Raw genomic sequence first — 25,752 nt, forward strand, 5'->3', positions numbered from 1 at the left:
GAGCCGCCTTCCAGCGGGCCCTCCGGGCGCTTCGTTCTTTCGTGTTTCCAGCTTATCAGATGTTTTCCGCTCCGTTTTCCGGAGTTTCATTCATCCGATTTGGCTTTCGCCTTTCGGCGCTCCCGAACTCTATCAGAGTTTCTCGGTCCGTTTTCCCGGTCCTTCTCGAATTCGGATTCGAATTCGAGAACTTCCTTGGGGCTCGTCCCGTGGGGCAACCCGGAGAACACTACGCACCGGGCTGCCCCACGTCAAACCAGCCTCAGCAGGCTCAAACCTCGACGACGACCGGCAGGATCATCGGACGGCGGCGGTAGTTGTCCGCCACCCACTTGCCGATGGTGCGGCGGACGAGCTGCTGCACCTGGCGGGGCTCCAGAACGCCGTCGCTGGCCGAGCGGTCCAGGGCCTCCTGGAGCTTGGCGACGACGGGCACGAAGGCGTTGTCGTCGATACCGGAGCCGCGGGCCTGGATGGTCGGGCCACCGACCATCTTGCCGTTGGTCGAGTCGACCGCGACGAAGACCGAGATGAAGCCCTCCTCGCCCAGGATCCTGCGGTCCTTGAGCGAGGCTTCGGTGATGTCGCCGACCGAGGAGCCGTCGACGTAGACGTAACCGGCCTGGACCTTGCCGACGATCCGGGCGACGCCCTTCTCCAGGTCGACGCAGACGCCGTCCTCCGCGATGACCACCCGGTTGCGCGGAATGCCGGTGGCGATTCCCAGCTCGGCCGCCGCCCGCAGATGGCGCCACTCGCCGTGCACCGGCATGAGGTTGCGCGGCTTGCAGATGTTGAAGAAGTAGAGCAGCTCGCCGGCCGAAGCGTGGCCGGAGACGTGCACCTTGGCGTTGCCCTTGTGCACGACCTTGGCGCCCCAGCGGGTCAGGCCGTTGATGACGCGGTAGACGGCGTTCTCGTTGCCCGGGATCAGCGAGGACGCGAGGACCACCGTGTCGCCCTCGACGATGCGGATCTGGTGGTCGCGGTTGGCCATCCGGGACAGCGCGGCCATGGGCTCGCCCTGCGAACCGGTGCAGATGAGCACGACCTCCTTGTCCGGGAGGTCGTCCAGCTGCTTGACGTCCACGACCATGTTGCCGGGCACCTTGAGGTAGCCGAGGTCGCGGGCGATGCCCATGTTGCGGACCATCGAGCGGCCCACGAAGGCGACCTTGCGCTTGTACTCGTGGGCGGCGTCCAGCACCTGCTGGATGCGGTGCACGTGGCTCGCGAAGGAGGCGACGATGATGCGCTTGTCCGCGTTGGCGAAGACGTTGCGCAGCGCCGCCGAGATGTCGCGCTCGTGCGGGATGAAACCGGGGACCTCGGCGTTGGTGGAGTCCACCAGCAGCAGGTCCATGCCCTCCTCCGCCAGCTTGGCGAAGGTCGGCAGGTCGGTGAGGCGGCCGTCGAGCGGCAGCTGGTCCATCTTGAAGTCGCCGGTGGCCACGACCATGCCGGCGGGGGTGCGGACGGCCACGGCGAGGGCGTCCGGGATGGAGTGGTTGACCGCGATGAACTCGCAGTCGAAGGGACCGATGCGCTCGCGCTCGCCCTCCTTGACCTCCAGCACGTACGGGCGGATGCGGTGTTCGGCGAGCTTGGCCTCGATCAGGGCGAGGGTCAGCTTCGAGCCGATCAGCGGGATGTCCGGGTTCTCCCGCAGGAGGAACGGGACGGCGCCGATGTGGTCCTCGTGGCCGTGGGTGAGGACGATGCCGTCGATCTTGTCGAGGCGGTCCCGGATGTAGGTGAAGTCCGGGAGGATCAGGTCCACGCCGGGCTGCTCGTCCTCGGGGAAGAGGACGCCGCAGTCGATGATCAGGATGCGGCCCCCGTACTCGAGGACCGTCATGTTGCGGCCGATCTCGCCGAGACCGCCGAGCGGGGTGATGCGCAGGGCGCCCTCCTTGAGGGCCGGGGGTGCGCCGAGTTCGGGATGCGGGTGGCTCAAAAGACTCTCCTCACGACGCACGCCATATGCCCGGGGTCCTCCCCCTGGAGACATATGGCGTGCGTTCTCAGTGTCGTTCTTCCTACTGGGTCTGTGCTCTCGCGCCTTCGATCCGGTCCAGCGGCGGTCCCGTGAGGGTCCGGCGAGCCGGGGCGCGCACGTCCGTGTCTGCTACAGGTGTACCCCGCCGGCGGCGAGATCCTGCCTCAATTTAGCGATCTCCTCGGGCGTCGCGCCGACCAGCGGCAGGCGCAGCGGCCCGGCGGGGAGGCCCTGGAGTTCGAGGGCGGCCTTGGTGAGGATCACGCCCTGGGTGCGGAAGATACCGGTGAACACCGGCAGGAGGCTCTGGTGGATCGCCGTGGCCTTGGCCACATCGCCGGCCAGGTGGGCCTCGGTCATCGTCCTGATCTCGCGGGCGACGAGGTGTCCGGCGACGCTGACCACGCCGACGGCTCCGACCGACAGCAGCGGGAGGGTGAGGACGTCGTCGCCGGAGTACCAGGCGAGGCCCGAGCGGGCGATCGCCCAGGAAGCGGCGGCCACGTCGCCCTTGGCGTCCTTGTTGGCGACGATGCGCGGGTGCTCGCCGAGTCTGACCAGCGTCTCGTGGCCGATGGCGACGCCGCTGCGGCCCGGGATGTCGTACAGCATGACCGGCAGCCCGGTGGCGTCCGCGACGGCGGTGAAGTGCCGGTACAGGCCCTCCTGCGGGGGCTTGTTGTAGTAGGGCGTCACCAGCAGCAGGCCGTGCGCCCCGGAGGCCTCCGCCCGGCGGGCCAGCTCGACGCTGTGGCGGGTGTCGTTGGTGCCGGCTCCGGCCACCACGTGGGCGCGATCGCCGACGGCCTCCACCACGGCGCGGACGAGCTGGGCCTTCTCGGCGTCGGTGGTGGTCGGGGACTCACCGGTGGTGCCGTTGACGACGAGGCCGTCGTTGCCGGAGTCGACGAGGTGCGTCGCGAGGCGCTGGGCGCCGTCGAAGTCGATCCCGCCGTCGGCGGTGAACGGGGTGACCATGGCGGTCAGGACCCGGCCGAACGGGGTCTGGGGGGTGGAGGTCGGAGCCATGCGTCCAAAGCTACTCGTAGGCGGTGGGGCGACACCCATGCCGGTCCAGGGTTCGGACAGGTCAGAGGGGTCGGACGGCCCGTACATGGGATTCCGGTGCTGCCCGCTCGGGGGTTCGGGCAGCACCGGAATCCGTGTTCACGAATGTAGGGAGCGGCCGGAAAAGCCGCAATCCAGACATGCCGGACACTCTGCCGGATGCCCGTCGTCCCAGGTCAGGGGGCGACCCGACCGTGCTTCTCGAAGGCCGCATGGGTGAGCGGCATGAGCTGCGCCCACTGCTCCTCCATCCGCTCGGCGACCATCTCGATCTCGCGCTGCGGGAAGGAGGGCACCGCCGAGTTGTCCCGCCTGGTGCGCAGCGAGAGGAAGTGCATCAGCGAGCGCGCGTTGCAGGTGGCGTACATCGAGGAGAACAGGCCCACCGGCAGCACCGCGCGGGCGACCTCGCGGGCCACGCCGGCCGCCAGCATCTCCTGGTAGCGGGCGTAGGACTCGCGGTACGAGGCCTCCATGGCCTCGGTGGTCGTCCGGTGCTGCTCCGGGGTGCCCTCGTGGAACTCGTACTTGCCCGGGCGGCCCTGCTGGACGAGCTTGCGGTCCTCGGCGGGGACGTAGAACACCGGCTCCAGCTCGCGGTAGCGGCCGGACTCCTCGTTGTACGACCAGCCGCTGCGGTGGCGGTGGAACTCGCGGAAGACGAAGATCGGCGCGCTGATGAAGAAGGTCATCGAGTTGTGCTCGAAGGGCGTGCCGTGCCGGTCGCGCATCAGGAAGTTGATCAGGCCCTTGGACTTCTCCGGGTCCGCCTGCACCGCCTCCAGGGACTGCTCCCCCGCCGTCGAGACGCGGGCCGCCCAGATGACGTCCGAGTCGGCGGCGGCACTGCGGACCAGCTCCACGGTCACGTCGCTGCGGAAGGCGGGGGCCTTCCGGTCGTCCTGTTCCTCGCTCACGCGGTACTACTCCTTGCGGGTTCGGTGCTGTGCAGCTTGATGGCGTGCTGCATGGTCTTGCGGGCGCGCGGGGTGTCGCCGGCGTCGGCGTACGCGACGGCGAGGCGGAACCAGACGCGCCAGTCGCCGGGGGCGGCCTCCGCCTCGGCCTGGCGGCGGGCGAACACCGCGTCGGCCGAGGCGCGGTCGATCCGGCCTCCCCTGCTGCGTGCGAGCTCGTCGACCGGCAGCCCGCCCTCCGCCTCCAGCTCACGGGCGAGCCGCTCGCTGTCGCGCCCGAAGCGGACGGTCTGGCGCAGGAACCACACGCCGATCACCGGGATCACGAAGGCGCAGACGCCTATGCCGATGCCGAGCGGCTTGCCGGTGGCGATCAGCTGGACGCCCTCCCCGACGCACAGCAGGGCCACCAGCAGCAGCACGCCGGAGAGGAGGAAGAAGCCGGTACGAGAGGTCATTTCGCCCTCTTTGCATTCAACACGGTCACAGGTCCAGGAAGTTCTCGAGGCCGAGAGTCAGCCCGGGGGTCCCGACGACCTTGCGCACGCCCAGCAGGATGCCCGGCATGAAGCTGCTGTGGTGCAGCGAGTCGTGCCGGATGGTGAGCGTCTCGCCGGTGTCGCCGAACATCACCTGCTGGTGGGCGAGCAGCCCGCGCAGCCGTACGGCGTGCACCGGGATGCCGTCCACGTCGGCGCCGCGCGCGCCGGGCAGGCTGTGGGTGGTCGGGTCCTGCTGCCGGGGCCGGCCGGCCTCGGCGCGGGCGGCGGCGATCAGCTGGGCGGTGCGGGTGGCGGTGCCGCTGGGGGCGTCGGCCTTGTTGTCGTGGTGGAGTTCGACCACCTCGACGGACTCGAAGTACTTCGCGGCGATCTGCGAGAACCGCATGCCGAGGATCGCGCCGATGGAGAAGTTCGGGGCGATCAGCAGGCCGAGTCCGGGGGCTTCCGCCAGCCAGCCGCGGACGGTGGCGAGGCGCTCGTCCGTCCAGCCGGTGGTGCCGGTGACCACGTGGACGCCGTGGTGCAGGCAGAAGTCGAGGTTGCCCATCACCGAGTCCGGGTGGGTGAGTTCGACGGCCACCTGGGCGCCGGAGCGGGTCAGCTCCTCCAGGTCGGAGCCGCGGCCGAGGGTGGCCACCAGCTCCATGTCCGGCGCGGCCTCCACGGCCTTGACCGCCTCGGAGCCGATCCGCCCCTTGGCGCCGATCACGGCGACGCGCAGCGTCATTGCGAAAGTCCTCTCTGCGGAACCCAGCGGAAACGTCAGACGAGCAGATCGGCGAGCTTGGCGGCCCGCTTGTCGTTGACCGGACCGATCAGCGCCAGCGACGGCCGGTAGGCCCCCAGCACATCACGCGCGACCGCGTGGACGTCCTCCAGGGTCACCGCGGCGATGCGCTCCAGCATGGCGTCCACGGACAGGTGGTGCCCGTAGCTGAGTTCGGCCTTGCCGATGCGGTTCATCAGCGAGCCGGTGTCCTCCATGCCGAGCACGGTGGAGCCGGAGATCTGGCCGATGGCCCGGTGCAGCTCCTCCTCCGTGATGCCGTCGGCGACCACCTTGGCGAGCTCCTCGCGGCAGATCCGCAGCACCTCCTCGACGCGCTTGGGCTGGCAGCCGGCGTAGATGCCGAACAGGCCGCTGTCGGCGTAGGAGGAGGAGTACGAGTACACCGAGTACGCCAGGCCCCGCTTCTCGCGGACCTCCTGGAACAGCCGGGAGCTCATCCCGCCGCCCAGCGCCGCGTTGAGGACGCCCATCGCCCAGCGGCGCTCGTCGTGCCGGGGCACCCCGGGCACGCCGAGGACCAGGTGGGCCTGCTCGGTGGAGCGGTTGAGCACCTCGACCTTGCCGGCCGTGCGCAGGACCTTGACGCCCCGGCGGGCCTCGGCGGGCACGGCGGTGGAGCGGGCGAGCACCGGGGCGAACGCCTTCTCGACCTGGCGGACGACCTTGCGGTGGTCCAGGTTGCCGGCCGCGGCGACGACGAGGTGCTCGGGGCGGTAGCGGCGGTGGTAGAAGCCCGCGATCTGCTCCCTGGTCAGGGAGTTGACGGTCTCCTGGGTGCCGAGGATCGGGCGGCCGAGCGGGCCGCTGCCGTAGATCACCTTGGCGAACAGGTCGTGCACCACGTCGCCCGGGTCGTCCTCGGCCATCGCCATCTCCTCGAGGATGACGCCGCGTTCGGCCTCCACGTCCTCGGGGCGGATGAGCGAGCCGGTGAGCATGTCGCAGACGACGTCGACGGCCAGCGGCAGGTCGGTGTCCAGCACCCGCGCGTAGTAGCAGGTGTTCTCCTTCGCGGTGAAGGCGTTCATCTCGCCGCCGACCGCGTCCAGGGCCGCCGAGATGTCCAGCGCGCTGCGCCGCTCGGTGCCCTTGAAGAGCAGGTGCTCCAGGTAGTGGGTGGCGCCGTTGAGCTGCGGGGTCTCGTCCCGCGAGCCGACGCCGACCCAGATGCCGAACGTCGCCGAGCGCACGGTCGGCAGGGTCTCGGTGACGACCCGCAGGCCGCCGGGCAGGACGGTGCGGCGCACGGTGCCGGCGCCGTCGACGCCCTTGAGCAGGGTCCGGGTGCTTCCGGGACGCTGCGTTACCGCCGGGGCCTCGGCCACGGGGGGTACCTCCAGAGGAATCGCACGCGGAAGGGCACGTGCGGACGAACGCGTGGAACAGGACGCGTGGACAACAGGGTGCGGCCCGCACGCCGGGAGGCGTACGGGCCGCAAGGGTCAGCTAGCGGCGCTTCACTCGGAAGCGGCCTCTTCGCCTTCCTCGCCCTCGACGACCGGGATCAGGGACAGCTTGCCGCGCGGGTCGATCTCGGCGATCTCGACCTGCACCTTGGCGCCGACGCCGAGGACGTCCTCGACGTTCTCCACGCGCTTGCCGCCGGCGAGCTTGCGGATCTGCGAGATGTGCAGCAGACCGTCCTTGCCCGGCATGAGCGAGACGAACGCGCCGAACGTCGTGGTCTTGACCACGGTGCCCAGGTAGCGCTCACCGACCTCCGGCATGGTCGGGTTGGCGATCTGGTTGATCGTGGTGCGGGCGGCCTCGGCGGCCGGACCGTCGGCGGCACCGATGTAGATGGTGCCGTCGTCCTCGATCGTGATCTCGGCGCCGGTGTCCTCCTGGATCTGGTTGATCATCTTGCCCTTGGGGCCGATGACCTCACCGATCTTGTCCACCGGGATCTTGATGGTGATGATGCGCGGCGCGTTCGGGGACATCTCGTCGGGCGAGTCGATGGCCTCGTTCATCACGTCGAGGATGTGCAGACGGGCGTCGCGGGCCTGCTTGAGGGCGGCGGCCAGGACCGAGGCCGGGATGCCGTTCAGCTTGGTGTCCAGCTGCAGCGCGGTGATGAAGTTGCGGGTACCGGCGACCTTGAAGTCCATGTCGCCGTACGCGTCCTCGGCACCGAGGATGTCGGTCAGCGCGACGTAGTGGGTCTCGCCGTCGATCTCCTGGGAGATCAGGCCCATGGCGATACCGGCGACGGCGGCCTTCAGCGGCACACCGGCGTTCAGCAGCGACATGGTGGAGGCGCAGACCGAGCCCATCGAGGTGGAGCCGTTGGAGCTCAGCGCCTCGGAGACCTGGCGGATCGCGTAGGGGAACTCCTCGCGGGTCGGCAGGACCGGGATGAGGGCCCGCTCCGCCAGGGCGCCGTGGCCGATCTCGCGGCGCTTGGGGGCACCGACGCGACCGGTCTCGCCGACCGAGTACGGCGGGAAGTTGTAGTTGTGCATGTAGCGGCGACGCGTCTCCGGGGAGAGCGTGTCGAGCTGCTGCTCCATGCGGAGCATGTTCAGCGTGGTGACGCCCAGGATCTGGGTCTCGCCGCGCTCGAACAGGGCCGAGCCGTGGACGCGCGGGATGGCCTCGACCTCGGCGGCCAGGGTGCGGATGTCGGTGACGCCGCGGCCGTCGATGCGGATCTTGTCCGTGATGACGCGCTCGCGGACGACCTTCTTGGTCAGCGCGTTGTAGGCGGCGCTGATCTCCTTCTCGCGGCCCTCGAACTCGGGGAGCAGCTTCTCGGCGGCGAGCGCCTTGACGCGGTCGAGCTCGTTGTTGCGCTCCTGCTTGCCGGCGATGGTGAGGGCCTGGGCCAGCTCGTCCTTGACGGCGGAGGTGAGCGCGGCGAGCACGTCGTCCTGGTAGTCCAGGAAGACCGGGAACTCGGCGGTCGGCTTGGCGGCCTGGGCGGCCAGCTGCGCCTGGGCGGCGCACAGCACCTTGATGAACGGCTTGGCGGCGTCGAGGCCGGAGGCCACGACCTCCTCGGTCGGCGCCTCGGCGCCGCCCTCGACCAGCTTGATGGTCTTGTCGGTGGCCTCGGCCTCGACCATCATGATCGCGACGTCACCGTCGGCCATGACGCGACCGGCGACGACCATGTCGAAGACGGCCGACTCGAGCTCGCTGTGGGTCGGGAACGCGACCCACTGGCCCTTGATCAGCGCGACGCGCACGCCGCCGATGGGGCCGGAGAACGGCAGGCCCGCCAGCTGGGTGGAGGCGGAGGCGGCGTTGATGGCCACCACGTCGTACAGGTGGTCCGGGTTGAGCGCCATGACGGTGCAGACGACCTGGACCTCGTTGCGCAGGCCCTTGACGAAGGACGGGCGCAGCGGGCGGTCGATCAGGCGGCAGGTGAGGATCGCATCCTCGGAGGGCCGGCCCTCACGACGGAAGAACGAGCCGGGGATGCGGCCCGCGGCGTACATCCGCTCCTCGACGTCCACGGTCAGCGGGAAGAAGTCGAAGTGCTCCTTCGGCTGCTTGGACGCGCTGGTGGCCGACAGCACCATGGTGTCGTCGTCGAGGTAGGCCACGGCGGAACCGGCGGCCTGACGGGCCAGGCGGCCGGTCTCGAAGCGGATGGTACGGGTGCCGAAGGCGCCGTTGTCGATGACGGCCTCGGCGTAGAACACGTTCTCTTCCACCTGGAAGATCTCCTCTTTCGTACGTCTCCGGGAGAGCGTCCCCGCGTCCTGCCTGCGGTCGGTCCGGTGGCCCTCCCCTCTGGGAGGGCGGCAGTCGGGCCGGTCTTCGATCGAAGCCTCCGGTGCGCCCCGCTCGTCTGCGGGGCTTCCGGGGGCCACTACCGAGGACCGGCGGCTACGGCTGCCGGGCCGGGTGGGCGGTCCGCGTCTGGACGCTCTCTCGGATGCGGGCGGCTTCCGTTTGAAGCCTTCGTCCCGCGGGGGTTCGGGTTCTTCTGCGCGGGTGGCGCGCTGCTGCGCCATCACCCGGCATGCCCACAACCCTACGGTGCAATCCTCGGCCACCTGGGGAGGTGCGCGCGAGTTGTTATGTGCGGGCGCCGCCGCCCGAAGGCCGCGGCATACGCGCGAGGGGCGGCTCCCCGGTGTGGGGAGCCGCCCCGTGCGGCGGTCTTAGCGGGCGCCACCGGCGGCACCGCGGCGGATGCCCAGGCGGTCGACGAGCGTACGGAAGCGCTCGATGTCCTTCTTGGCCAGGTACTGCAGCAGGCGGCGGCGCTGGCCGACCAGGATCAGCAGGCCACGGCGCGAGTGGTGGTCGTGCTTGTGGGTCTTGAGGTGCTCGGTCAGGTCCGAGATGCGACGGGAGAGCATGGCCACCTGGACCTCGGGGGAGCCGGTGTCGCCCTCCTTCTGGCCGAACTCGGCGAAAATCTGCTTCTTGACGTCAGAGGCGAGAGCCACTGCAACTCCTTCGGGGTCTACCGAGCGGTCCTGGTCGACAGCACAGGACTCAACGAGAACTCGGTGTCGGGAGCGAGGCCGGAGGTCGGTGCCCCTGGGGGCGGACACACGGCTGCGCTCGAAGGCCAAGCGTACCAGTGCCCGCCCAGGCCCCGTCCGAGCCCCGTCCGAGCCCCGTCCGCCCGCCCCGGGCGGGTGCTCAGCCGGTGGCGCCCCGGACCAGCCGGTACACGTCCAGCACGGCCAGCGCCAACGGGACGAGGGCGATCAGGGTGAGGCTGTCGACCAGGTCGAGCACCCTCCCCCAGAAGGGGGACACGCCGCTGCGGGGCACCACCAGGGCGATGGCGGTGAGCAGCGCGGCGCCGAGCGCGATGGAGGCGCCGAGCCAGACGGTGCGCAGGTCGAGCTCGGTGGTGGAACCGGCCGCGCGCAGCAGGAACTGCGGGGTGTGCAGGGACAGGCCCACGATCAGCAGGCACAGGCCGAGCAGTCCGGCGACGGTGAGGCTGAGCACCTGGGCGGTGTAGCGGAAGAGCCGGGCGCGCAGCATGGTGGCCAGGCCCAGGGCCAGGGCGAGCAGCTCGGGGTACGTCCGGTCGGTGAAGGCGAGGACGGCGCTCGCGCCGACCACGACCGCGGCGCAGCCGCCGACGAGGCCGACGAGCACCTCGTGGCCGCGGCGGGCCTGGTGGGCGATCCGCTCGTACTGGACGGCCTCGGCGCGCTCGGCCTCCTCGTCGTAGTCGCGGCTGCGGGTGCGGCTCTGGCCGGGGGCGCTGAAGCCGACGGGCAGCCGGGCGAAGCGGGCGGAGAGGCTGGGCAGGAAGCCGATCGCGGCGACGGCGGTGACGCCGGTGACGGCGGCGATGTTCCCGGCGGGGGTGCGCGGCATCAGGACGGCGGTGAAGGTGGCGAGCGATCCGGCGGCGGCGACCAGGGCGGCGGCGACGAAGACGGCGTCCTTCTCGGGCAGCAGGCCCGCGAGCAGCACGGCGAGGACCAGGACGGCGATGCAGCCGGCGAGGAACTGCAGGCGGCCCGGCCCGTCCCCGCGGTGGGCGACGGCGAGGAGGCCGCTGCCGCCGATCAGGGCGTGCGGCAGGGCGCCGAGGCCCAGGGCGAGGGCGGCGTGGGCGTCCTGGTAGACCCGGGCGCGCACGCCGGCCAGGGCGGTGAGCACGACGGCGGTGACGCCGGCGAGTACGCCGGGCAGGCCGTGCATGTCGTGGCGCAGGTCGGAGTACCAGAGCGCGAAGCCGAGCAGGGTGAGCAGGACGCCGGCGCCGATGAGGCCGAAGGCGCGCATGAGTTCGGCGGTCCAGAAGCGGTGGTCGGCCTGGACGGCGCTGGCGATGGCGTCGGCGACGTCGTCGTAGACGGCCGGCGGGAGGGACTCGGCGAAGGGGCGCAGCGCGAGCAGGTCGCCGTCGCGGACCTGCTGGGCGGCGAGCGGCAGGCCGCTGTCGAGGACGGTGCCGTCGCGGCGCACGAGGTGGAAGCCGGTGGGGGCGCCGTCGGGCTGGCTCTGGTTGGCCAGGCGCAGCACCTCGGGGTAGACGTCCGCGAGCGGGACGTCCTCGGGCAGGGCGACGTCGATCCGGCGGTCCGGCGCGACGACGGTGACCCGGCAGTAGCCGGTCGCGGCGGGACTGGTCACGGCCGCCCCTCGATCCTTCGACGCACTGGGCGCTCCCCCTCGTTGACGGCGCCGCCGCGCGGCGGCGCTCGGTGTGGCTGCTGCGCGGCGGCCGGTGGACCGGTGAACGGGGTGGGCCTGGCCGCGAGTTGGCGCGGCGTTACCCTACCGGGTCGGTTCGTGCCCGGGCCCGTCGGAGCCCGGGCGCTGGCGGACGGTGCGGGCGCGACCGTTAGGATCGGCCCCTGCGCGTGGGGGCGGGGGTCCTCGGTCTCAAGTTCCGTGCGAGCCGTACGAGTCCAGTTGCGTGAGGGCTGATGCCGAAGTGATCGATCGACGCCGCGGGGTGGATGACACAGGGGTGGATGGCACATGGGTGTGATCACGGTCAAGCGCCCGGCCAGGGCCTATCCGCCGGCGGTGCCGGACGATCCGGTGGAGCTGGAGAGCCCGCCGGAGATCCCGCGGCACGGCGGCGAGGACTGGCTGATGAGCATCCTGCCCATGCTGGGCATGGGTGGTTCGGCGGTGTTCTTCTTCGCGCCGGGTTCGCAGCCGGTGATGCAGATCATGGGCGGTCTGATGGTCGCCTCGACGCTGGGCATGGTGCTGGCGCAGGTGGTCCGGGCCCGCAAGGGCGGGTCGACGGCGCTGGCGGACGAGCGGCGCGACTACCTCAAGTACCTGCAGCAGATGCGCCGCCAGGTCAGGAAGACGGCGGAGAGCCAGCGCGGCGCCCTGCTGTTCCTGAACCCGGCGCCGGACCAGCTGTGGTCGATCGTGGCGGACGGGCGGCGGCTGTGGGAACGGCGCTCCGGGGACGGGGACTTCGCGCAGATCCGGGTCGGTCTGGGCCCGGTGCAGCTGTCGACCCCGCTGGTGGCGCCGCAGACGGCGCCGAGGGACGAGCTGGAGCCGCTGTCCTCGGCGGCGATGCACTCGTTCCTGAAGGCGCACGGCACTCTTCAGGACCTGCCGCTGGCGGTGTCGCTGCGGGCGTTCTACCACATCACGGTGTGCGGGGAGCCGGACTCGGTGTACGGCAACGTGCGGGCGATGATCGCCCAGTTGACGACCCTGCACTCGCCGGACGACCTGCTGGTGGCGGTCGCGGCGGCGCCGGGCGCGGCCGAGGAGTGGGAGTGGACGAAGTGGCTCCCGCACAACCAGCACCGCAAGGAGGGCGACGGCGCGGGTTCGCGCCGGCTGACGGCCCATGACCTGGGCGAGCTGGAGTTCCTGCTCCAGGAGGAGCTGTCCGGCCGCCAGCGCTTCGTCCGGGACGCGGCCGCGCAGCCGGACCAGCCGCACCTGGTGGTGGTGATGGACGGCGCCGCGGTGCCGCACGACTCGCTGCTGGCGAGCCCGGAGGGGCTTCAGGGCGTGACGGTGATCGAGGTCGTCCCCGGTGAGGTGGACGAGCCGAGCGGGCACCTGATGGTGACGGTCGACTCCGAGAAGCTGGTGCTGCGGTCGGCCTCGGGGGCGACGTACACCGGCAGGCCGGACCTGCTGTCGACCTGGCAGTCGGAGGCGCTGGCGCGGCAGCTGGCGCCGTACCGGGTCTCGGCGGGCGGGGACGACGAGCCGCTGCTGTCGAACCTGGACTTCACCGACCTGATGAACTCGGGCGATCCGGGCTCCTTCGACGTGGCGCGCAGCTGGCGGCCGAGAGCGCAGCACGAGCGGCTGCGGGTGCCGATCGGCGTGGGCGCGGGCGGCGAGCAGGTGTACCTGGACATCAAGGAGGCCGCGCTGGAGGGCATGGGCCCGCACGGCCTGTGCGTGGGCGCGACCGGTTCGGGCAAGTCGGAGCTGCTGCGCACGCTGGTGCTGGCGCTGGCGATGACGCACTCCTCGGAGACGCTGAACTTCGTGCTCGCCGACTTCAAGGGCGGCGCGACGTTCCTGGGCATGGCCGACATGCCGCACACCTCGGCGGTGATCACCAACCTGGAGGGCGAGCTGACCCTCGTGGACCGCATGCGGGACGCGATCGAGGGCGAGCTGCACCGCCGCCAGGAGCTGCTGCACCGCTCGGGCAACTACGCGAACATCCACGAGTACGAGCGGGCGCGGGCGGCCGGCGCCGCGCTGGACCCGCTGCCCTCGCTGGTGCTGATCATCGACGAGTTCTCCGAACTGCTCACCGCCAAACCGGACTTCATCGAGATGTTCATCCAGATCGGCCGCATCGGCCGGTCGCTGGGCGTGCACCTGCTGCTGGCCTCGCAGCGCCTGGAGGAGGGCAAGCTGCGCGGCCTGGACACGTACCTGTCGTACCGGATCGGTCTGCGGACCTTCTCGGCGGCGGAGTCGCGGGCGGCGATCGGCGTGCCGGACGCGTACCACCTGCCGCCGGTGCCGGGCGTGGGGTACCTGAAGTTCGGCGAGGACGTGATGGACCGGTTCAAGGCCGCGTACGTCTCGGGGCCGTACCGGGCGCCGGGGCAGCAGCGGTCGACGGGCGGGCGGCGGCTGAACGCGAAGCCGGTGGAGTTCACGGCGGCGTACGTGGACCTGCCGGACCCGGTGGAGGAGGAGGCCCCGGCGGCGCCGGAGCAGGACGACGCGCTGGTGGACACCGTGCTGGACGTGTTCGTGCAGCGGATGACGGGCCAGGGCCCGGCGGCGCACCAGGTGTGGCTGCCGCCGCTGGAGGAGGCGCCGAGCCTGGACCACCTGCTGCCGCCGCTGCAGGTGGCGCCCGAGCGCGGCCTGACGGCGCCGGCGTACCCGGGCGGGCGGCTGCGGGTGCCGATCGGCGTCGTGGACAAGCCGCGCGAGCAGAAGACGGACATCCTGGAGGTCGACTACTCCGGGGCAGCCGGCCACGGTCTGATCGTGGGCGGTCCGCGCTCGGGCAAGTCGACAGTGGTGCGCACACTGGTGACCTCCTTCGCCGTCACCCACACCCCGCGCGAGGCGCAGTTCTACCTGCTGGACTTCGGTGCGGGCAGCTTCGGCTCGCTGTCCGGGCTGCCGCACGTCGGCGGGGTGGCCGGGCGGCTGGACGTGGACAAGGTGCGCCGGATGGTCTCCGAGGTGCACGGGGTGCTGAACCGGCGCGAGGAGCTGTTCCGGGCGACGGGGATCGACACCATCGCCACGTACCGGGCCCGGCGGGCGGCGGGGCAGCTGCCGGACGAGGCGTTCGGCGACGTGTTCCTGGTGATCGACGGCTGGAACACCTTCAAGCAGGAGTTCGAGGCGCTGGAGCAGATCATCGCCGACATCGCCCAGCGGGGCCTGGGCTACGGCGTGCACCTGGTGGTCACCGCGGCCCGGTACGCGGAGGTGCGCCCGGCGCTGAAGGACCTGCTGCAGAACCGGGTGGAGCTGAAGCTCGGCGACGCGATGGAGTCGGAGGTGGACCGCCGGGTGGCGCAGAACGTGCCGGCCTCGGCCGGGCGCGGCATCACCCCGGAGCGGCTGCACTTCCTGACGGGCCTGCCCCGGCTGGACGGCGCCTCCACGGTGGAGGACCTCCGGAACGGGGTGGCCGCGCTGGTCTCCGCCGTCGACGGCGCCTGGGCGGGCCCGCGCGCCCCGCAGGTGCGGATGCTGCCGGCGGTCCTGGACGGCTTCTCGCTGCCCAAGGGCTTCGAGCACCCCGAGCGCGGGGTGTCCTTCGGCGTGGACGAGGCCGAGCTGTCGCCGGTGTTCGTCAACTTCGAGACGGACCCGCTGTTCATCGTCTTCGGCGACACCGAGTCGGGGAAGTCGGCGATGCTGCGCCTGCTGATCAAGCAGATCACCGAGCGCTACACACCGGACCAGGCGGGCATCGTGGTCGGCGACTACCGGCGGGCCCTGCTGGGCACGGTGCCCGAGGAGTACCTGGTGGAGTACGCGGCGGCGCAGCCCGCCATGGCGACGATCGTCGACATGCTGCGCGGGGCCTGCGCCCGCCGCCTGCCGGGCCCGGACGTCACGGCCGAGCAGCTGCGCAACCGCAGCTGGTACAGCGGCAAGGACATGTTCGTGATCGTGGACGACTACGAGCTGGTCGCGACGAGCTCGGGCAACCCGCTGGCGCCGCTGGCGGAGTTCCTGCCGTTCGCCCGGGACATCGGCCTGCGGCTGATCGTGGCCCGCAGCGCGGGCGGCGCCGGGCGCTCGATGTACGAGCCGGTGATGCAGCGGATGCGCGAGCTGGGCGGGCAGGGCGTGATCCTGTCCGGCAACCGGGACGAGGGCGCGCTGCTGGGCAACGTGCGGCCGCAGGCGCTGCCGCCGGGGCGCGGGGTGTTCGTCTCGCGCCGGGTGACCGCCGGGCAGATGGTGCAGACGGGGTGGCTGCCGGTGGCGTGAACCTCCGGTGGCGGTGACGGAAAGTGACCGAAGGGGTCGGCTCCGCGGAGTCCGGCCCCTTCGGCGTCCCAGGTTCCGAAACGTTATGCGGATATTTCGGCGGTGATGCTGCGGTTCCCGTACCCGTCGGGGCTGGTGCGGGGGCCGGTGGGGGCGGCCGTCGCCGCATGTTCATGCGCCCGTCCGCAACGGATTCCGCAGCATTCCCGGCGTTGACGCCGTCCGTACGCCGGAGGTTCCATTGCGGCCCGGGAGCGCACTGACCACAACCCGAGCAGCGAGCCAGCGGAGGCGATACCGCTCCCATCCCAGGACCGCACAGCCGATCGGAACCCCATGACCGACACGCTTCGCCCGCCACAGTCCGTAGCCGCCTCGGCGGCCGGGGCGGCACCCCGGCAACTCAAGCGCTCGATCGGCGTCGTGGGCGGCACTCTGCTCACACTGTCCTGCGTCACCCCGGCCTCCACGCTGTTCGTGATCGTGCCGGAGCTCTTCTCCAGCATCGGCAGCGCCACCGCGCTGGCCATCGCGATCGGCACCGTCCTGTGTGTGGCCGTGGCCTTCTGCTACTCCGAGCTCGGCACGCTGATCCCCAGCGCCGGCGGCGAGTACGCGATGGTCGGCACCCTGGCCGGGCGGCTGATGGGCTGGCTGGTCTTCGTGCTCTCGCTGATCGTGGTGATGATCGTCCCCTCGGTCATCGCCCTCGGCACGGCCGACTACCTCGCGCCCGTCCTGCACCTGGACAAGGCCATGACCGGCGCCGCCGTGATGCTGGCCGCCACCCTGGCGGGCCTGCTGGACCTGCGTGCCAACGCCTGGATCACCGGCGTCTTCCTCGTGCTGGAGGTCATCGCGGCCGCCGTGGTCGCGGTGCTCGGCTTCTCCCACGCCCACGGCGGGGCCCCGAGCCTGCTGCACGGCACCGTCGCCGGGGATCACGGCGCCGTCAGCACGGTGAGCATGGGCGCGATCGTCGGCGCGATGGGCATCGCCCTGTTCATCACCCAGGGCTTCTCCACCGCCGTCTACCTCTCCGAGGAGATGGAGAACCCGCGCCGCAACGTCTCGCGCACCGTGCTGTGGACGCTCGGCATCTCCTCCGCGATCATCCTCGTCCCTGTGGTCGCGATCACCGTGGGCGCCCCCGACCTGGAGTCCCTGACCGCCGGCGACCTGCCCGCGATGGTCACCGCCTGGAGCAACTCGGCGGTCGGCACCTTCATCAGCCTCTGCGTGGCGCTGGCCATCATCAACGCCGGCATCGTCATGGTCATCCAGAACTCCCGGGTGCTGTTCGCCTCCGCCCGTGACAAGGCGTGGCCGGAGCCGGTCAACAAGGCGTTCTCCACCCTGGGCCGCTTCGGCTCCCCGTGGGTCGCCACCCTGGCGGTGGGCCTGCCCGGCGCCGCGCTGTGCTTCGTCAAGGGCCAGCTGCTCAGCAACATCACCGGCGTCGCCGTCACCGGGATGTATCTGCTGGTCGCGGTCGCCGCGCTGCTGTCGCGCCGCGGCCACCACAAGCACGCGGCCGCCTGGCGGATGCCGCTGTGGCCCGTCGTCCCGGCCGTGCTGGTCGCCGTGCTGCTGTACGTCATGACCAAGCTGGACACCGAGCCCCTGCTGTGGACCGGCGGGATCACCGCCGTCGCCACCCTCTACTGGCTGTTCTACCTGCGCCCCCGGCAGGACACCCGCTGGGTGATCAGCCTCCCCGAGGACCAGCAGGGCTGAGCCCCCGTTCCCCCAGTCCATTCCCCTCCCCCACACGGCGGTGCCCCGGGCCTCCCCCAGCCCGGGGCACCGCCGCGTCCGGGCGCGGTTACTTCTTGAGCTTCCAGAGCGGGCTGGCGGCGATCGCCTTCATCTGGTCGTCGGTCAGCACCGGAGCGGGGCGGGTGGCCGGCGTCTTCTGGGTGCCGCTGTTGAAGGAGCTGATCACCACCCGCAGGCCGTCGGGGTGCAGGGTGTCGACCGTCCACATGCCCGGGTTGCCGCCCTCCTTGCGGATCACCACCTTGACGCCGTCCGGCCCTGCCTCGACCCCGCCGAACAGCTCGCCATTGACGTCCTTGCTGTTGCTCCGGTCCTGCACGTTGAGCTGGACCAGCGACTTGCCCCTGCCGTCGTCGACGACGAAGTTGGCGTAGCCCAGGCCCTCGGCGGAGGTCTCCGTCTCCTGGAGGCCGGCCGGCAGCAGGCCGGCGGTGACGGCCAGGATCTCCTTCGCCGTGTACTCCTTGCTGGTGTCGCGCACCTTGATCGGCTTGGGCTCGGGGATCGAGGCGACGACCTTGTCCCACGACTTGTCGGTCACGATCGCCTTCAGCTGCTCCGGCGACAGCGGCGGGTTCGGACGGCTGTCCGGCGCGTCCTTCTCCGCCGGGGAGTTCCACTCGGACAGCTCGATCTGGCGGCCGTCCCTGCCGATCAGCTTGGCGCTCCACCACTTGGTGCTGACGTGCCGGTCGGGGTACTCGTAGCCCTGGAGGACCGTCAGGGTGCCGCCGTCGGCCGTCGTGGTGGTGGCGCAGGCGTCGTACGGGACGAGCTTCCTGTCCGGGCAGGTGTTCTGCGAGCGGTTCGGGTCGTTCTCCGCCAGGCGGGTGATCGAGATGCCCATGGCGGCCTTGCCCTGGCCGTCGTCGAAGACCAGCTGGGCCCCCGCGAAGCCGACCGCGTCCGGCTTGCCCGCCGGCGGCTCGGTGCCGCTGCCGTGGGTGTCGGTGCTCTGGCCGGCGGGCAGCAGCGCCTTGAAGGCGGCCAGCACCTCGTCGCCGCTGACGGGGGTCGTCTTGGCGGCGGCGGTGGAGGGCGCCGAGGCCGGGGTGATCCCGGAGGCGGCGGAGGCCGCCGGGGAGGCGGCGGCCACCGTACCCTCGCTCTTCGCCTGGGTGCCGGTCAGGTAGAAGGCGCCGCCGCCCACCAGCGCCATCGCGGCCGCGCCGCCGACCACGGCCGTGGCCGAACGGCGGCGCCAGCGGCGCCGTCCGCGCTCGTAGCCGCCCGCCACCAGGCCGGCCCGGTCGGTCCGGCCGGGCTCGAAGCCCTCACCGGTGCGGCTCATCGCGACGATCAGATCGTCTTCGAACTTCTCGGAATCGGACATGGTTGATCACCGTCTCCTCGGGTCACGGGTGGTGCGGGAGTGGATTGTGGAAGTGGATTGCGGGAGTGGATTGCGGGAGTGGATGTCGGCAGCAGGCTCGGCCGAACGGCGTTCAGCGGGCCGCGAGTTCGGCCAGCTCGTCGCCGAGCAGGGTGCGCAGCCGGGCCAGTGCCCGGGTGGTGCGGGTGCGGACGGCGCCGGAGGAGGCGCGCATCGCCTCGGCGGTCTCCTCGACACTGCGGTCCTCCCAGTAGCGCAGCACCAGGACGGCCCGGTCCTTGGCCGGGAGCCGGCCGAGGGCCTCGATCAGGGTCAGCCGCAGCGCGCTGTCCGCGTCCTCCCGCCCCTGCGGCTCCGGCAGGTCGCCGGTGGGGCGCTCGCCGCTGGAGCGGCGGCGCTGCTGGGACAGGAACACGCGCACCATCACGGTGTGGGTGTAGGCCACCGGATTGTCGATCCGGCCCCGGCCCCCGGTGAACGCGCTGCGGCGCCACAGCACGTACATCCGGCTGAGGGCCTCCTGCACGAGATCCTCGGCGTAGTGGGTGTCACCGCTGGTGAGCAGGCAGGCCGAGCGGTAGAGGTGGGAGGTCCGGCCGGAGACGAGCTCCAGGAACTCGGCGTCCTTGGCCTCCCGGCCGCCGCTCTTGGTCCACCCCATGCCTTCGCTCCCCCGCCGTCCGTGCCCCCGCCCTCTGACACTTCTAGGACGTGGTGAGCGGCGGCCGGTGTTACAGACCCGTTCGGCCCGGCTCTATTCGGAGGAGCGCCGGCGGTGGTCGCGCAGCACCACGCCGCCGCCGATCAGCAGGGCGACCAGCAGCGCGCCGACGCCGAGCACGTACGTCGCGGTGCGCCCGTCCCGGTCGGCCTGGGTCTCGCCGAGGCCGACCGGCCGCGGCACGATCGGCGCGGCCGCCAGCTGCACGGGGGCGTCCTCGGCGGGCGCGGACGGCGGGTCCGCGGGCGCCTTGGTGACGGCCCTGACCGGGTCCACCACGCCCCAGCCGATGAAGCGGTTCGGGCCGCGCTCGGTGCGCTGGGCGCTCTGCTCGATCCAGGCGCGCACCTGGGCGGGGCTCCACTTCGGGTGGGCGCCGACGAGCAGCGCGGCCATCCCGGACACGTACGGGGCGGCGAAGCTGGTGCCGTTGTCCACGCACTGGCCGCCGCCGGGGACGGTGGAGAGCATGTTGACGCCGGGCGCCGCGACCTTCACGAAGGCGCCGTACTGGGAGAACGGCGCGCGCTCGTTGTTGCGGTCGGAGGCGCCGACCGCGAGGACGGTCGGGAAGGCGGCCGGGTAGGTGTCGCCCTCCTTGCCGTCGTTGCCGGTGGAGGCGACGACCACGGCGTTCCTCTGCTCGGCGTACTGGACGGCCGCCAGGAGGTCCGCGTAGCCGTTGAAGCGGGCGTCGCCCGCGCCGCGCACGTCCTGGGAGATGTTGATGACCCGGGCGCCGCTGTCGACGGCCTCGCGGATGGCCGCGACCAGGGAGGCGACGTCGCCGTTGCCCTCGGCGTCGTTCTGCCGGATCGAGCGGATCTGGGCCTTCGGGGCCAGACCGACGAACCCGGAGGAGGCGCTCCTGCGGGCGGCGATGATGCCGGCCACCTTGGTGCCGTGGCCGACCGGGTCGTCCGTGGACCTCCCCTCGACCCGCTGCTTGGTCTCCTTGTTGACCAGCAGGTTGCCGCCCTCGAGGACGGCGTCCTTCAGCTGCGGGTTGCGGATGTCCACGCCGGTGTCGATGACGGCGACCGTCACGCCCTCGCCCATGACCCGGTCGCCCTGCCACAGCTCGTCCAGCAGCAGCCGCTGCAGGGACCAGGGGACGGTCGGCACGTCCGGGGCGGGCTTGGGGCAGTCGCCGGCGGCGGCTATGCCCGGGCCGTCCGCGTGCGCGGGGGCGGCGAGCGGGCCGCCCAGCACCGCGAGCGCGGCCAGTGCCGCGGCGGCCCTGCGGTAGCCGTGTCGGGACACCCTGCCACTCCTCATGTCGTCCACCCCGTGTCGCGCGTCGGGGGCGGGCGCCCGTGAACCGGGTGCCCGCCCCCTGTGGTCGTTCCCGTCCGGGCTGCCCGATCAGCCCTGGCCGGATCAGCCCTGGCCCGATCAGCCCTGGCCGGATCAGCCCTGCCAGAGCTTGGCGTTGGCGTCCTCGGTGTTCTTGTAGCTCAGCGCGGCCTGCTCCAGCGAGGTGGCGATCTGCCCGCAGACGGTCTGGATGTGCGCGGCCTTGGTGTCCCACTGCGTCTGGTGGGCCTGGTAGCCCTCCTGGGCCGCGCCCTGCCAGCTGGCGGCGATGCGCTTGACGTCGCCCTTGAGGTCGTTGAGCAGGTGGTCGATCCGGGAGGCGACGCCCTTCACCTCCTCGGCGGCGTGGTGGACGGTCTGGAAGTTGACGAGGATGTGGTCGGTCACGGTGTCTCCCTGGACGAGGATCGGGCGCCGCGGCGGCGGACGCCCGGTGGAGCGGGGGTGCGGACGGGTGCGGCGATCAGCCCTGGGCGCCGGTGAACTGCTGCGCCTGCTCGGCCTCGGTGCGCGCGTACTGCTGGGTCGTCCGCTCGATCGCTTCCTGGATCGCGTGCAGGGACGCGTTCAGCGCCTTCACATCCTCGGTGAACGAGTGCTGCAGGTTCTTGTAGGCGGTCGCCGCCTGGCCCTGCCAGCCACCGGTGATGTTGCTGACCGTGTTGAGGAGCTTCGTCTGCTCCTGCTGGATCTTGTGGATCGCCTCGGCGATCCGCTTGGCGAAAGCGGTCATCTCCTGCGCGGTCATCGTGAACTGGCCCGAACCCGACATGCTCCACGTCCCCCATGAGAAACATCCTGTGTACGGACGGGCCGGGAGTGGCCTGCCCGCGGCATCACCCTGGTGATGTCCAGGAGCACTGTAGTCGGCATACGCAACTCGCCCAACACGGTTGCTCCGGCAGTTACCAGACCATGACACAGAGCCAACTCCGTTGCCCCGCGCGGCCGTCAGGCGTTCTGCGGCTGGGCCGCGCCCTTGGCGGTGAGCGGCGGACCGGCCGGCACCAGGTTCGACCACCGCAGCGGCACGGGCAGCGGCTGGAGGCCCTGGTAGCCCAGCCGCGCCTGGTTGCCGCCGGGTTCGTCCTGCTGCGGCGCCGGCTGCTGGTCACCCGCGCCCGGCGTGGGCGTGGCCGAACCAGGCTTCGCCGTCGGCGACTTGGCGCCGCCGGGGGGCGCAGTCGGCCCGTCGCCGTTGGAGGGCACCGAGTAGCGCAGCCCGGTCTCGGTGATCAGGAAATCCGTGCCGGAACCGCCCGCGGAGGCGTCCACCGCGCGGTAGAACAGGCCGTGACCGGGCGTCACGTACGCGGCGCCCGCGCCGTTGTTGTACGGCGCCGGGTACGCGGGCCCCGCCCAGACGCTGCGCCGGTCCGTCTTCCCGTCCTCGGCGACGCCGTCGTAGGTGCTGCACACCACCTGGCGGCGCCGGTCCTCCTGCGGGTCCTTCCAGTTGTTCACCGGCGCGCCCGTCCGCAGCGGCCAGTCGTCCCCCGTGCCGGGCAGTTTGACGTCGCTCCCGCGCAGGGACTGGTCGGCCGGGGTCATCGCGTCGCTGCGCGGCTGCTTGTCCTGGTCGTACCTGTAGAGCATCCCGTAGGCCGGGTTCTGCCGGATCAGCTCCGCCTGGAACGCGGTGATCACGTACAGCTGGTCCTTGCCGACGACGTAGTGGCGGTCCTGGTAGTGCACCAGGCGCCCGACCCGGCGGTCCGCCGGATTGTCCAGCTCCACCCGGGAGTTGGCGCCCTGGGTGTCGGCCACCTCCTTGACGTCCGGGAAGGTGATCGGGGTGCCGGGCACCAGCGTCTCCAGCCACTCCCGCTTGACCCGCTGCGGCACCGCGTTGGGCCCGAACACGGCCGTGACCAGCGACTTGCGCTCCACGTCGCCCGACTTCGGCCCGATCTCGTGCCGGCGGCCCTGGGCGTCCACCAGGAACACCGGCGCGGCGCCCTGCCCCTGGCCGTCGGCCGAACCGGCGGACACCTGCTGGTCGTCCGCCTGCTGCACCAGCAGCAGCTGGTCCGGGGCGAGCATCCGGTCCTTGGCCGCCAGCGCCGCCGCGTCCTGGCCGGCCGCCACGAACACCGCCTGGTTGACGGTCGCCTGCTTGTCGTCCGAGCCCGGGCGGTCGCAGACCGACCACTTCATCGACTGGCCGGCGTTGTCCTTGCTCGGCAACTTGTCGGGCGCGTACGGGATCCCGATCGTCGGGCCGTGGTTCGGGTAGCGGTCCAGCACGTCGTCGTCGACCACCACCACCTTGGCGTCGGCGGGCAGCACCAGCCGCGCGGAGGACATGTTCAGCACCTGGTGCAGCCGCTTCGTCCTGCCGTCCGGGTCCGTCAGGATCACGTACCGGGTGGTCGACTTCTTGCCCTGGATGATGGCCTTGCCCTCGTCCCAGTGCAGCGGCGCGCTCGGCTTGAACACCCCCCAGACGCCGAAGCCGGCCACGATCAGCGTCCCCACCAGGACACTCGGCAGCACCGCCTTGACCGGCCGCGGCGCGTCCTCGTCGCTGCCGCCGCCGGAGGGCAGCAGGAAGGCCCCCACCGTGCGCTTCCTGGCGAAGGTGTACGCGTTCAGCTCGTCCCGGCGCGATGCCATGTGCTCGTCGTCCCCCTTGTCGGACTTGCCTGCCGCAGCTGCCCCTTGTCGGACCGTCGGACCCGAACCCTCTACGATGCGGCAGCGGACGGTGAGTACCGTACGGGTACGGTCCACGAACGAGCCAGCCGGGCCGCGACAACCGAGTCAGAGAGGGCTACCGGGGGATGCCTAACCAGACCGCTCGACGACGCCGCGGCAACGCCCGGGAGGAGGGGTCGCGCCGCGCCGCCGCACACGCACCGGCCCCGGCACCCGGCCCGGCCTCGCCGCGAAGCTCCGGCGGCGGGCCCGTCAGCGTGCGGGTCAACCCCCGGCCCGGGCTGCTCGGCGGCAGGCTGAGGCTCCACCGGCTCGTCCTGGTCGAGGTCGCCGCCGCCCTCGTCGCCGTCGGCTGGACGATCAGCCGCCCGGTCGCGGCCGGCTTCGGCGCCGTCTCCCTGGTGCTGCTCCTGATCGCCCTGGTCCGGCTGCGCGGCCGCAGCCTGCCCGAGCTGCTGCGGGTGCGCGCCGACCTCAAGTCCCGCCGCCGCCAGGCCCGTACGCTGCTGCCCCCGGCCGGCACCGACCCCGCCCTGGCCCCCGTCCTCGAACTCGAACCCGCGCTGCGCACCTGCACCCACGCCACCGAGGCCGACTTCGGCGGCCGCCCGGTGCGCCGCGAGACCGGCATGGTCGGCGACGGGACCTTCCTCACCTCGGTGCTGCTCGTCCAGGCCAAGGACCAGCCGCTGCGCCCGGTGCGCACCACCCTGCCGCTGCCGCTGGACGTGATCTGCTCGGCGCTCACCGTCGACGACATCACCCTGGAGTCGGTGCAGCTCGTCCAGCACACCCAGCCCGCCCCCGCCAAGCACCTGCCCGAACAGTCGCTCGCCGCCCGCGCCTACCGCGAACTGCCCGACGGCACCGCCACCCCCGGGCTGCGGCTCACCTGGATCGCCCTCAAGCTCGACCCGGAACGCGCCGCCGCGGCCGTACGGGCCAGGGGCGGCGGCGAGGAGGGCGCCCGCAAGGCCCTCCAGCGGGTCACCGACCAGCTCGCCGGGCGGCTCAACAGCTCCGGCTTCAACGCGACCGTGCTCGACGAGCGCGAACTCATCGCCGCCCTGGCCATCTCCACCTGCGCCAACCCGATCGCCGTCGCCGGCCGCCGCGGCACCGGCAGCGGCGGCGGCACCACCCGCCGCACCCAGGAGGGCAACCGCTTCTGGCGCATCGACGACCGCTGGCACAGCACCTACTGGATCTCCCGCTGGCCGCAGCTGGGCCGCCCCGGCGGCGCCCCCGGCCGGATCGGCGCCCCGGACCTCGTCAACCTGATGACCGGCACCCCCGCACTGGCCAGCACCTTCAGCCTCACCGCCGGGCACGGCACCGGCGGCTCGGTGACGGTCAGCGGGCACCTGCGGGTGACCGGGCGCAACGAGGACGAGACCGGGGAGCTCGGCCGCCAGGTGGAGGCCAGGGCGCAGAGCGCGGGCCTGGGCCTCCACCGGCTCGACCTGGAGCAGGCCCCCGGCATGCTCGCCACCCTGCCGCTGGGAGGAACGTCCTGATGGCGTACCAGACCCACCCCGCCCCCGGACCGACGCCCGGCGCCGAACGCCCCCGGGTGTGGCCGCGCGTGCTGCCCGGCTTCGGGCTGCGCGGCCCGCGCCGCGAGAAGCACGTGCTGGAGGCCGCCGACCTCGCGGCCATGGCCTTCCCCGTCGGCGACGACGGCGTGGTCATCGGCGTCGACCCGCAGGGCCTGCCCGCCGTGCTCGGCCTCTTCCGCCCCAGCGCGTACGACCTGGTGCTGGTCGGCGGCGTGTGGACGGCGCAGATCATCGCCCTGCGCGCCGCCGCGATCGGCGCCCGCGTCGCGGTGGAGACCGCCCGCGCCCAGCTGTGGGGCCCGATGGCCCAGGCCGCGGGCGGCGGACAGCCGTGCGTGACGGTCCACCAGGTCGGGCGGCTCGGCCCGCAGGGCGCCTCCGTCGCCTCGCCGGTCCTGGTCGTACGCGACCTCGGCGCCCGCCCGCCGCGCAGCCGCCTCTCCGCCGCGCCCTGGCAGACCACCCTGACCCTGCTGCCGTACCTGGGCCCCAACGCGAGCCGCGTCCTCAACGCCGCCGACCTGGTCGGCGTCCAGCGGATCTCCCCGCAGGAGGCCGAACTGACGGGCCGGGTGCTGTCCCTGCCGCCCGAGGACGTGGCGGCCCTGCCCACCCTCGGCGACGACCTCACGCTGTGGTCCACCCGGATGCGGCGCCAGTACGTCCGGGCGGTGGCCGGGCAGGCCGAACAGCAGGTGCTCGGCGGGCCGCGACGGATGGACTGAGCCCCGATCGGGAACACGGGT

General features: G+C 72.0%; 19 protein-coding genes. 4 read left to right on the plus strand and 15 right to left on the minus strand.

From position 1 onward, the window contains the following. Positions 1-271 precede the first annotated feature (271 nt). The 9 genes from ACIBCA_RS35915 to eccD form a co-directional block, all read right to left on the minus strand. Positions 272-1,957, minus strand: a complete 1,686-nt coding sequence (locus tag ACIBCA_RS35915; protein WP_031072611.1) for a ribonuclease J — start codon at positions 1,955-1,957, stop codon at positions 272-274. Positions 1,958-2,128: 171 nt separating this feature from the next. Next, positions 2,129-3,028, minus strand: coding sequence for a 4-hydroxy-tetrahydrodipicolinate synthase (dapA, locus tag ACIBCA_RS35920; RefSeq protein WP_396287368.1), 900 nt, complete (start codon positions 3,026-3,028; stop codon positions 2,129-2,131). Between the two features lie 215 nt (positions 3,029-3,243). Further along, positions 3,244-3,984, minus strand: coding sequence for an FAD-dependent thymidylate synthase (gene thyX / locus ACIBCA_RS35925; protein WP_396287369.1), 741 nt, complete (start codon positions 3,982-3,984; stop codon positions 3,244-3,246). Beyond that, positions 3,981-4,442, minus strand: coding sequence for a hypothetical protein (locus tag ACIBCA_RS35930; protein WP_396287370.1), 462 nt, complete (start codon positions 4,440-4,442; stop codon positions 3,981-3,983). The genes thyX and ACIBCA_RS35930 overlap by 4 nt, the downstream gene beginning before the upstream one ends. A 25-nt stretch (positions 4,443-4,467) precedes the next feature. Continuing rightward, positions 4,468-5,214 carry a 4-hydroxy-tetrahydrodipicolinate reductase gene (dapB, locus tag ACIBCA_RS35935; protein ID WP_396287371.1) on the minus strand — a complete coding sequence of 249 codons (747 nt, stop codon included), beginning with the start codon at positions 5,212-5,214 and terminating at the stop codon, positions 4,468-4,470. Between the two features lie 35 nt (positions 5,215-5,249). Then, positions 5,250-6,623 carry a M16 family metallopeptidase gene (locus tag ACIBCA_RS35940; protein ID WP_396287404.1) on the minus strand — a complete coding sequence of 458 codons (1,374 nt, stop codon included), beginning with the start codon at positions 6,621-6,623 and terminating at the stop codon, positions 5,250-5,252. Positions 6,624-6,734: 111 nt separating this feature from the next. Continuing rightward, on the minus strand, positions 6,735-8,942 hold the full coding sequence (locus ACIBCA_RS35945) for a polyribonucleotide nucleotidyltransferase (protein ID WP_396287372.1): 2,208 nt from the start codon (positions 8,940-8,942) through the stop codon (positions 6,735-6,737). Positions 8,943-9,395: 453 nt separating this feature from the next. Next, on the minus strand, positions 9,396-9,686 hold the full coding sequence (gene rpsO / locus ACIBCA_RS35950; RefSeq protein WP_031072625.1) for a 30S ribosomal protein S15: 291 nt from the start codon (positions 9,684-9,686) through the stop codon (positions 9,396-9,398). A gap of 199 nt (positions 9,687-9,885) precedes the next feature. Further along, complete coding sequence (eccD, locus tag ACIBCA_RS35955) at positions 9,886-11,346, minus strand: type VII secretion integral membrane protein EccD (RefSeq protein WP_396287373.1); 1,461 nt, start codon at positions 11,344-11,346, stop codon at positions 9,886-9,888. Between the two features lie 351 nt (positions 11,347-11,697). On the opposite strand from eccD, the gene eccCa reads away from it, so the two are divergent. Together eccCa and ACIBCA_RS35965 are read left to right on the plus strand one after the other, a co-directional pair. Beyond that, entirely contained in the window at positions 11,698-15,639 is a 3,942-nt protein-coding gene (gene eccCa, locus ACIBCA_RS35960) for a type VII secretion protein EccCa (RefSeq protein WP_396287374.1), read from the plus strand. Between the two features lie 336 nt (positions 15,640-15,975). Then, entirely contained in the window at positions 15,976-17,376 is a 1,401-nt protein-coding gene (locus ACIBCA_RS35965; protein WP_396287375.1) for an APC family permease, read from the plus strand. An 88-nt stretch (positions 17,377-17,464) separates the two neighbouring features. Here the strand turns inward: ACIBCA_RS35965 and ACIBCA_RS35970 are convergent, their stop codons facing one another. The 6 genes from ACIBCA_RS35970 to eccB form a co-directional block, all read right to left on the minus strand. Then, positions 17,465-18,751 (minus strand): hypothetical protein, encoded by a 1,287-nt coding sequence (locus tag ACIBCA_RS35970; RefSeq protein ID WP_396287376.1) that lies wholly within the window; start codon positions 18,749-18,751, stop codon positions 17,465-17,467. Positions 18,752-18,863: 112 nt separating this feature from the next. After that, on the minus strand, positions 18,864-19,412 hold the full coding sequence (locus ACIBCA_RS35975; protein WP_396287377.1) for a SigE family RNA polymerase sigma factor: 549 nt from the start codon (positions 19,410-19,412) through the stop codon (positions 18,864-18,866). 93 nt (positions 19,413-19,505) lie between these two features. Further along, on the minus strand, positions 19,506-20,735 hold the full coding sequence (gene mycP / locus ACIBCA_RS35980; RefSeq protein ID WP_396287378.1) for a type VII secretion-associated serine protease mycosin: 1,230 nt from the start codon (positions 20,733-20,735) through the stop codon (positions 19,506-19,508). A 147-nt stretch (positions 20,736-20,882) separates the two neighbouring features. Continuing rightward, a complete protein-coding gene (locus ACIBCA_RS35985; protein ID WP_396287379.1) occupies positions 20,883-21,176 on the minus strand; it encodes a WXG100 family type VII secretion target in 294 nt (97 codons plus the stop codon). A gap of 76 nt (positions 21,177-21,252) precedes the next feature. Then, positions 21,253-21,561, minus strand: coding sequence for a WXG100 family type VII secretion target (locus ACIBCA_RS35990; RefSeq protein ID WP_396287380.1), 309 nt, complete (start codon positions 21,559-21,561; stop codon positions 21,253-21,255). Between the two features lie 179 nt (positions 21,562-21,740). Further along, the gene (gene eccB, locus ACIBCA_RS35995) at positions 21,741-23,405 is read right to left on the minus strand and encodes a type VII secretion protein EccB (protein WP_396287381.1); all 1,665 of its coding nucleotides are present in this window, start codon (positions 23,403-23,405) and stop codon (positions 21,741-21,743) included. Positions 23,406-23,572: 167 nt separating this feature from the next. Between eccB and eccE the strand changes: the two genes are divergently transcribed. Together eccE and ACIBCA_RS36005 are read left to right on the plus strand one after the other, a co-directional pair. After that, positions 23,573-24,964: a type VII secretion protein EccE gene (gene eccE / locus ACIBCA_RS36000; protein ID WP_396287382.1), complete on the plus strand. Its 1,392-nt coding sequence runs from the start codon at positions 23,573-23,575 to the stop codon at positions 24,962-24,964. After that, positions 24,964-25,731, plus strand: coding sequence for a hypothetical protein (locus ACIBCA_RS36005; RefSeq protein WP_396287383.1), 768 nt, complete (start codon positions 24,964-24,966; stop codon positions 25,729-25,731). The genes eccE and ACIBCA_RS36005 overlap by 1 nt, the downstream gene beginning before the upstream one ends. Positions 25,732-25,752: the final 21 nt, after the last annotated feature.

This window comes from Kitasatospora sp. NPDC051170 (assembly GCF_044455705.1).
GTDB lineage: Bacteria > Actinomycetota > Actinomycetes > Streptomycetales > Streptomycetaceae > Kitasatospora.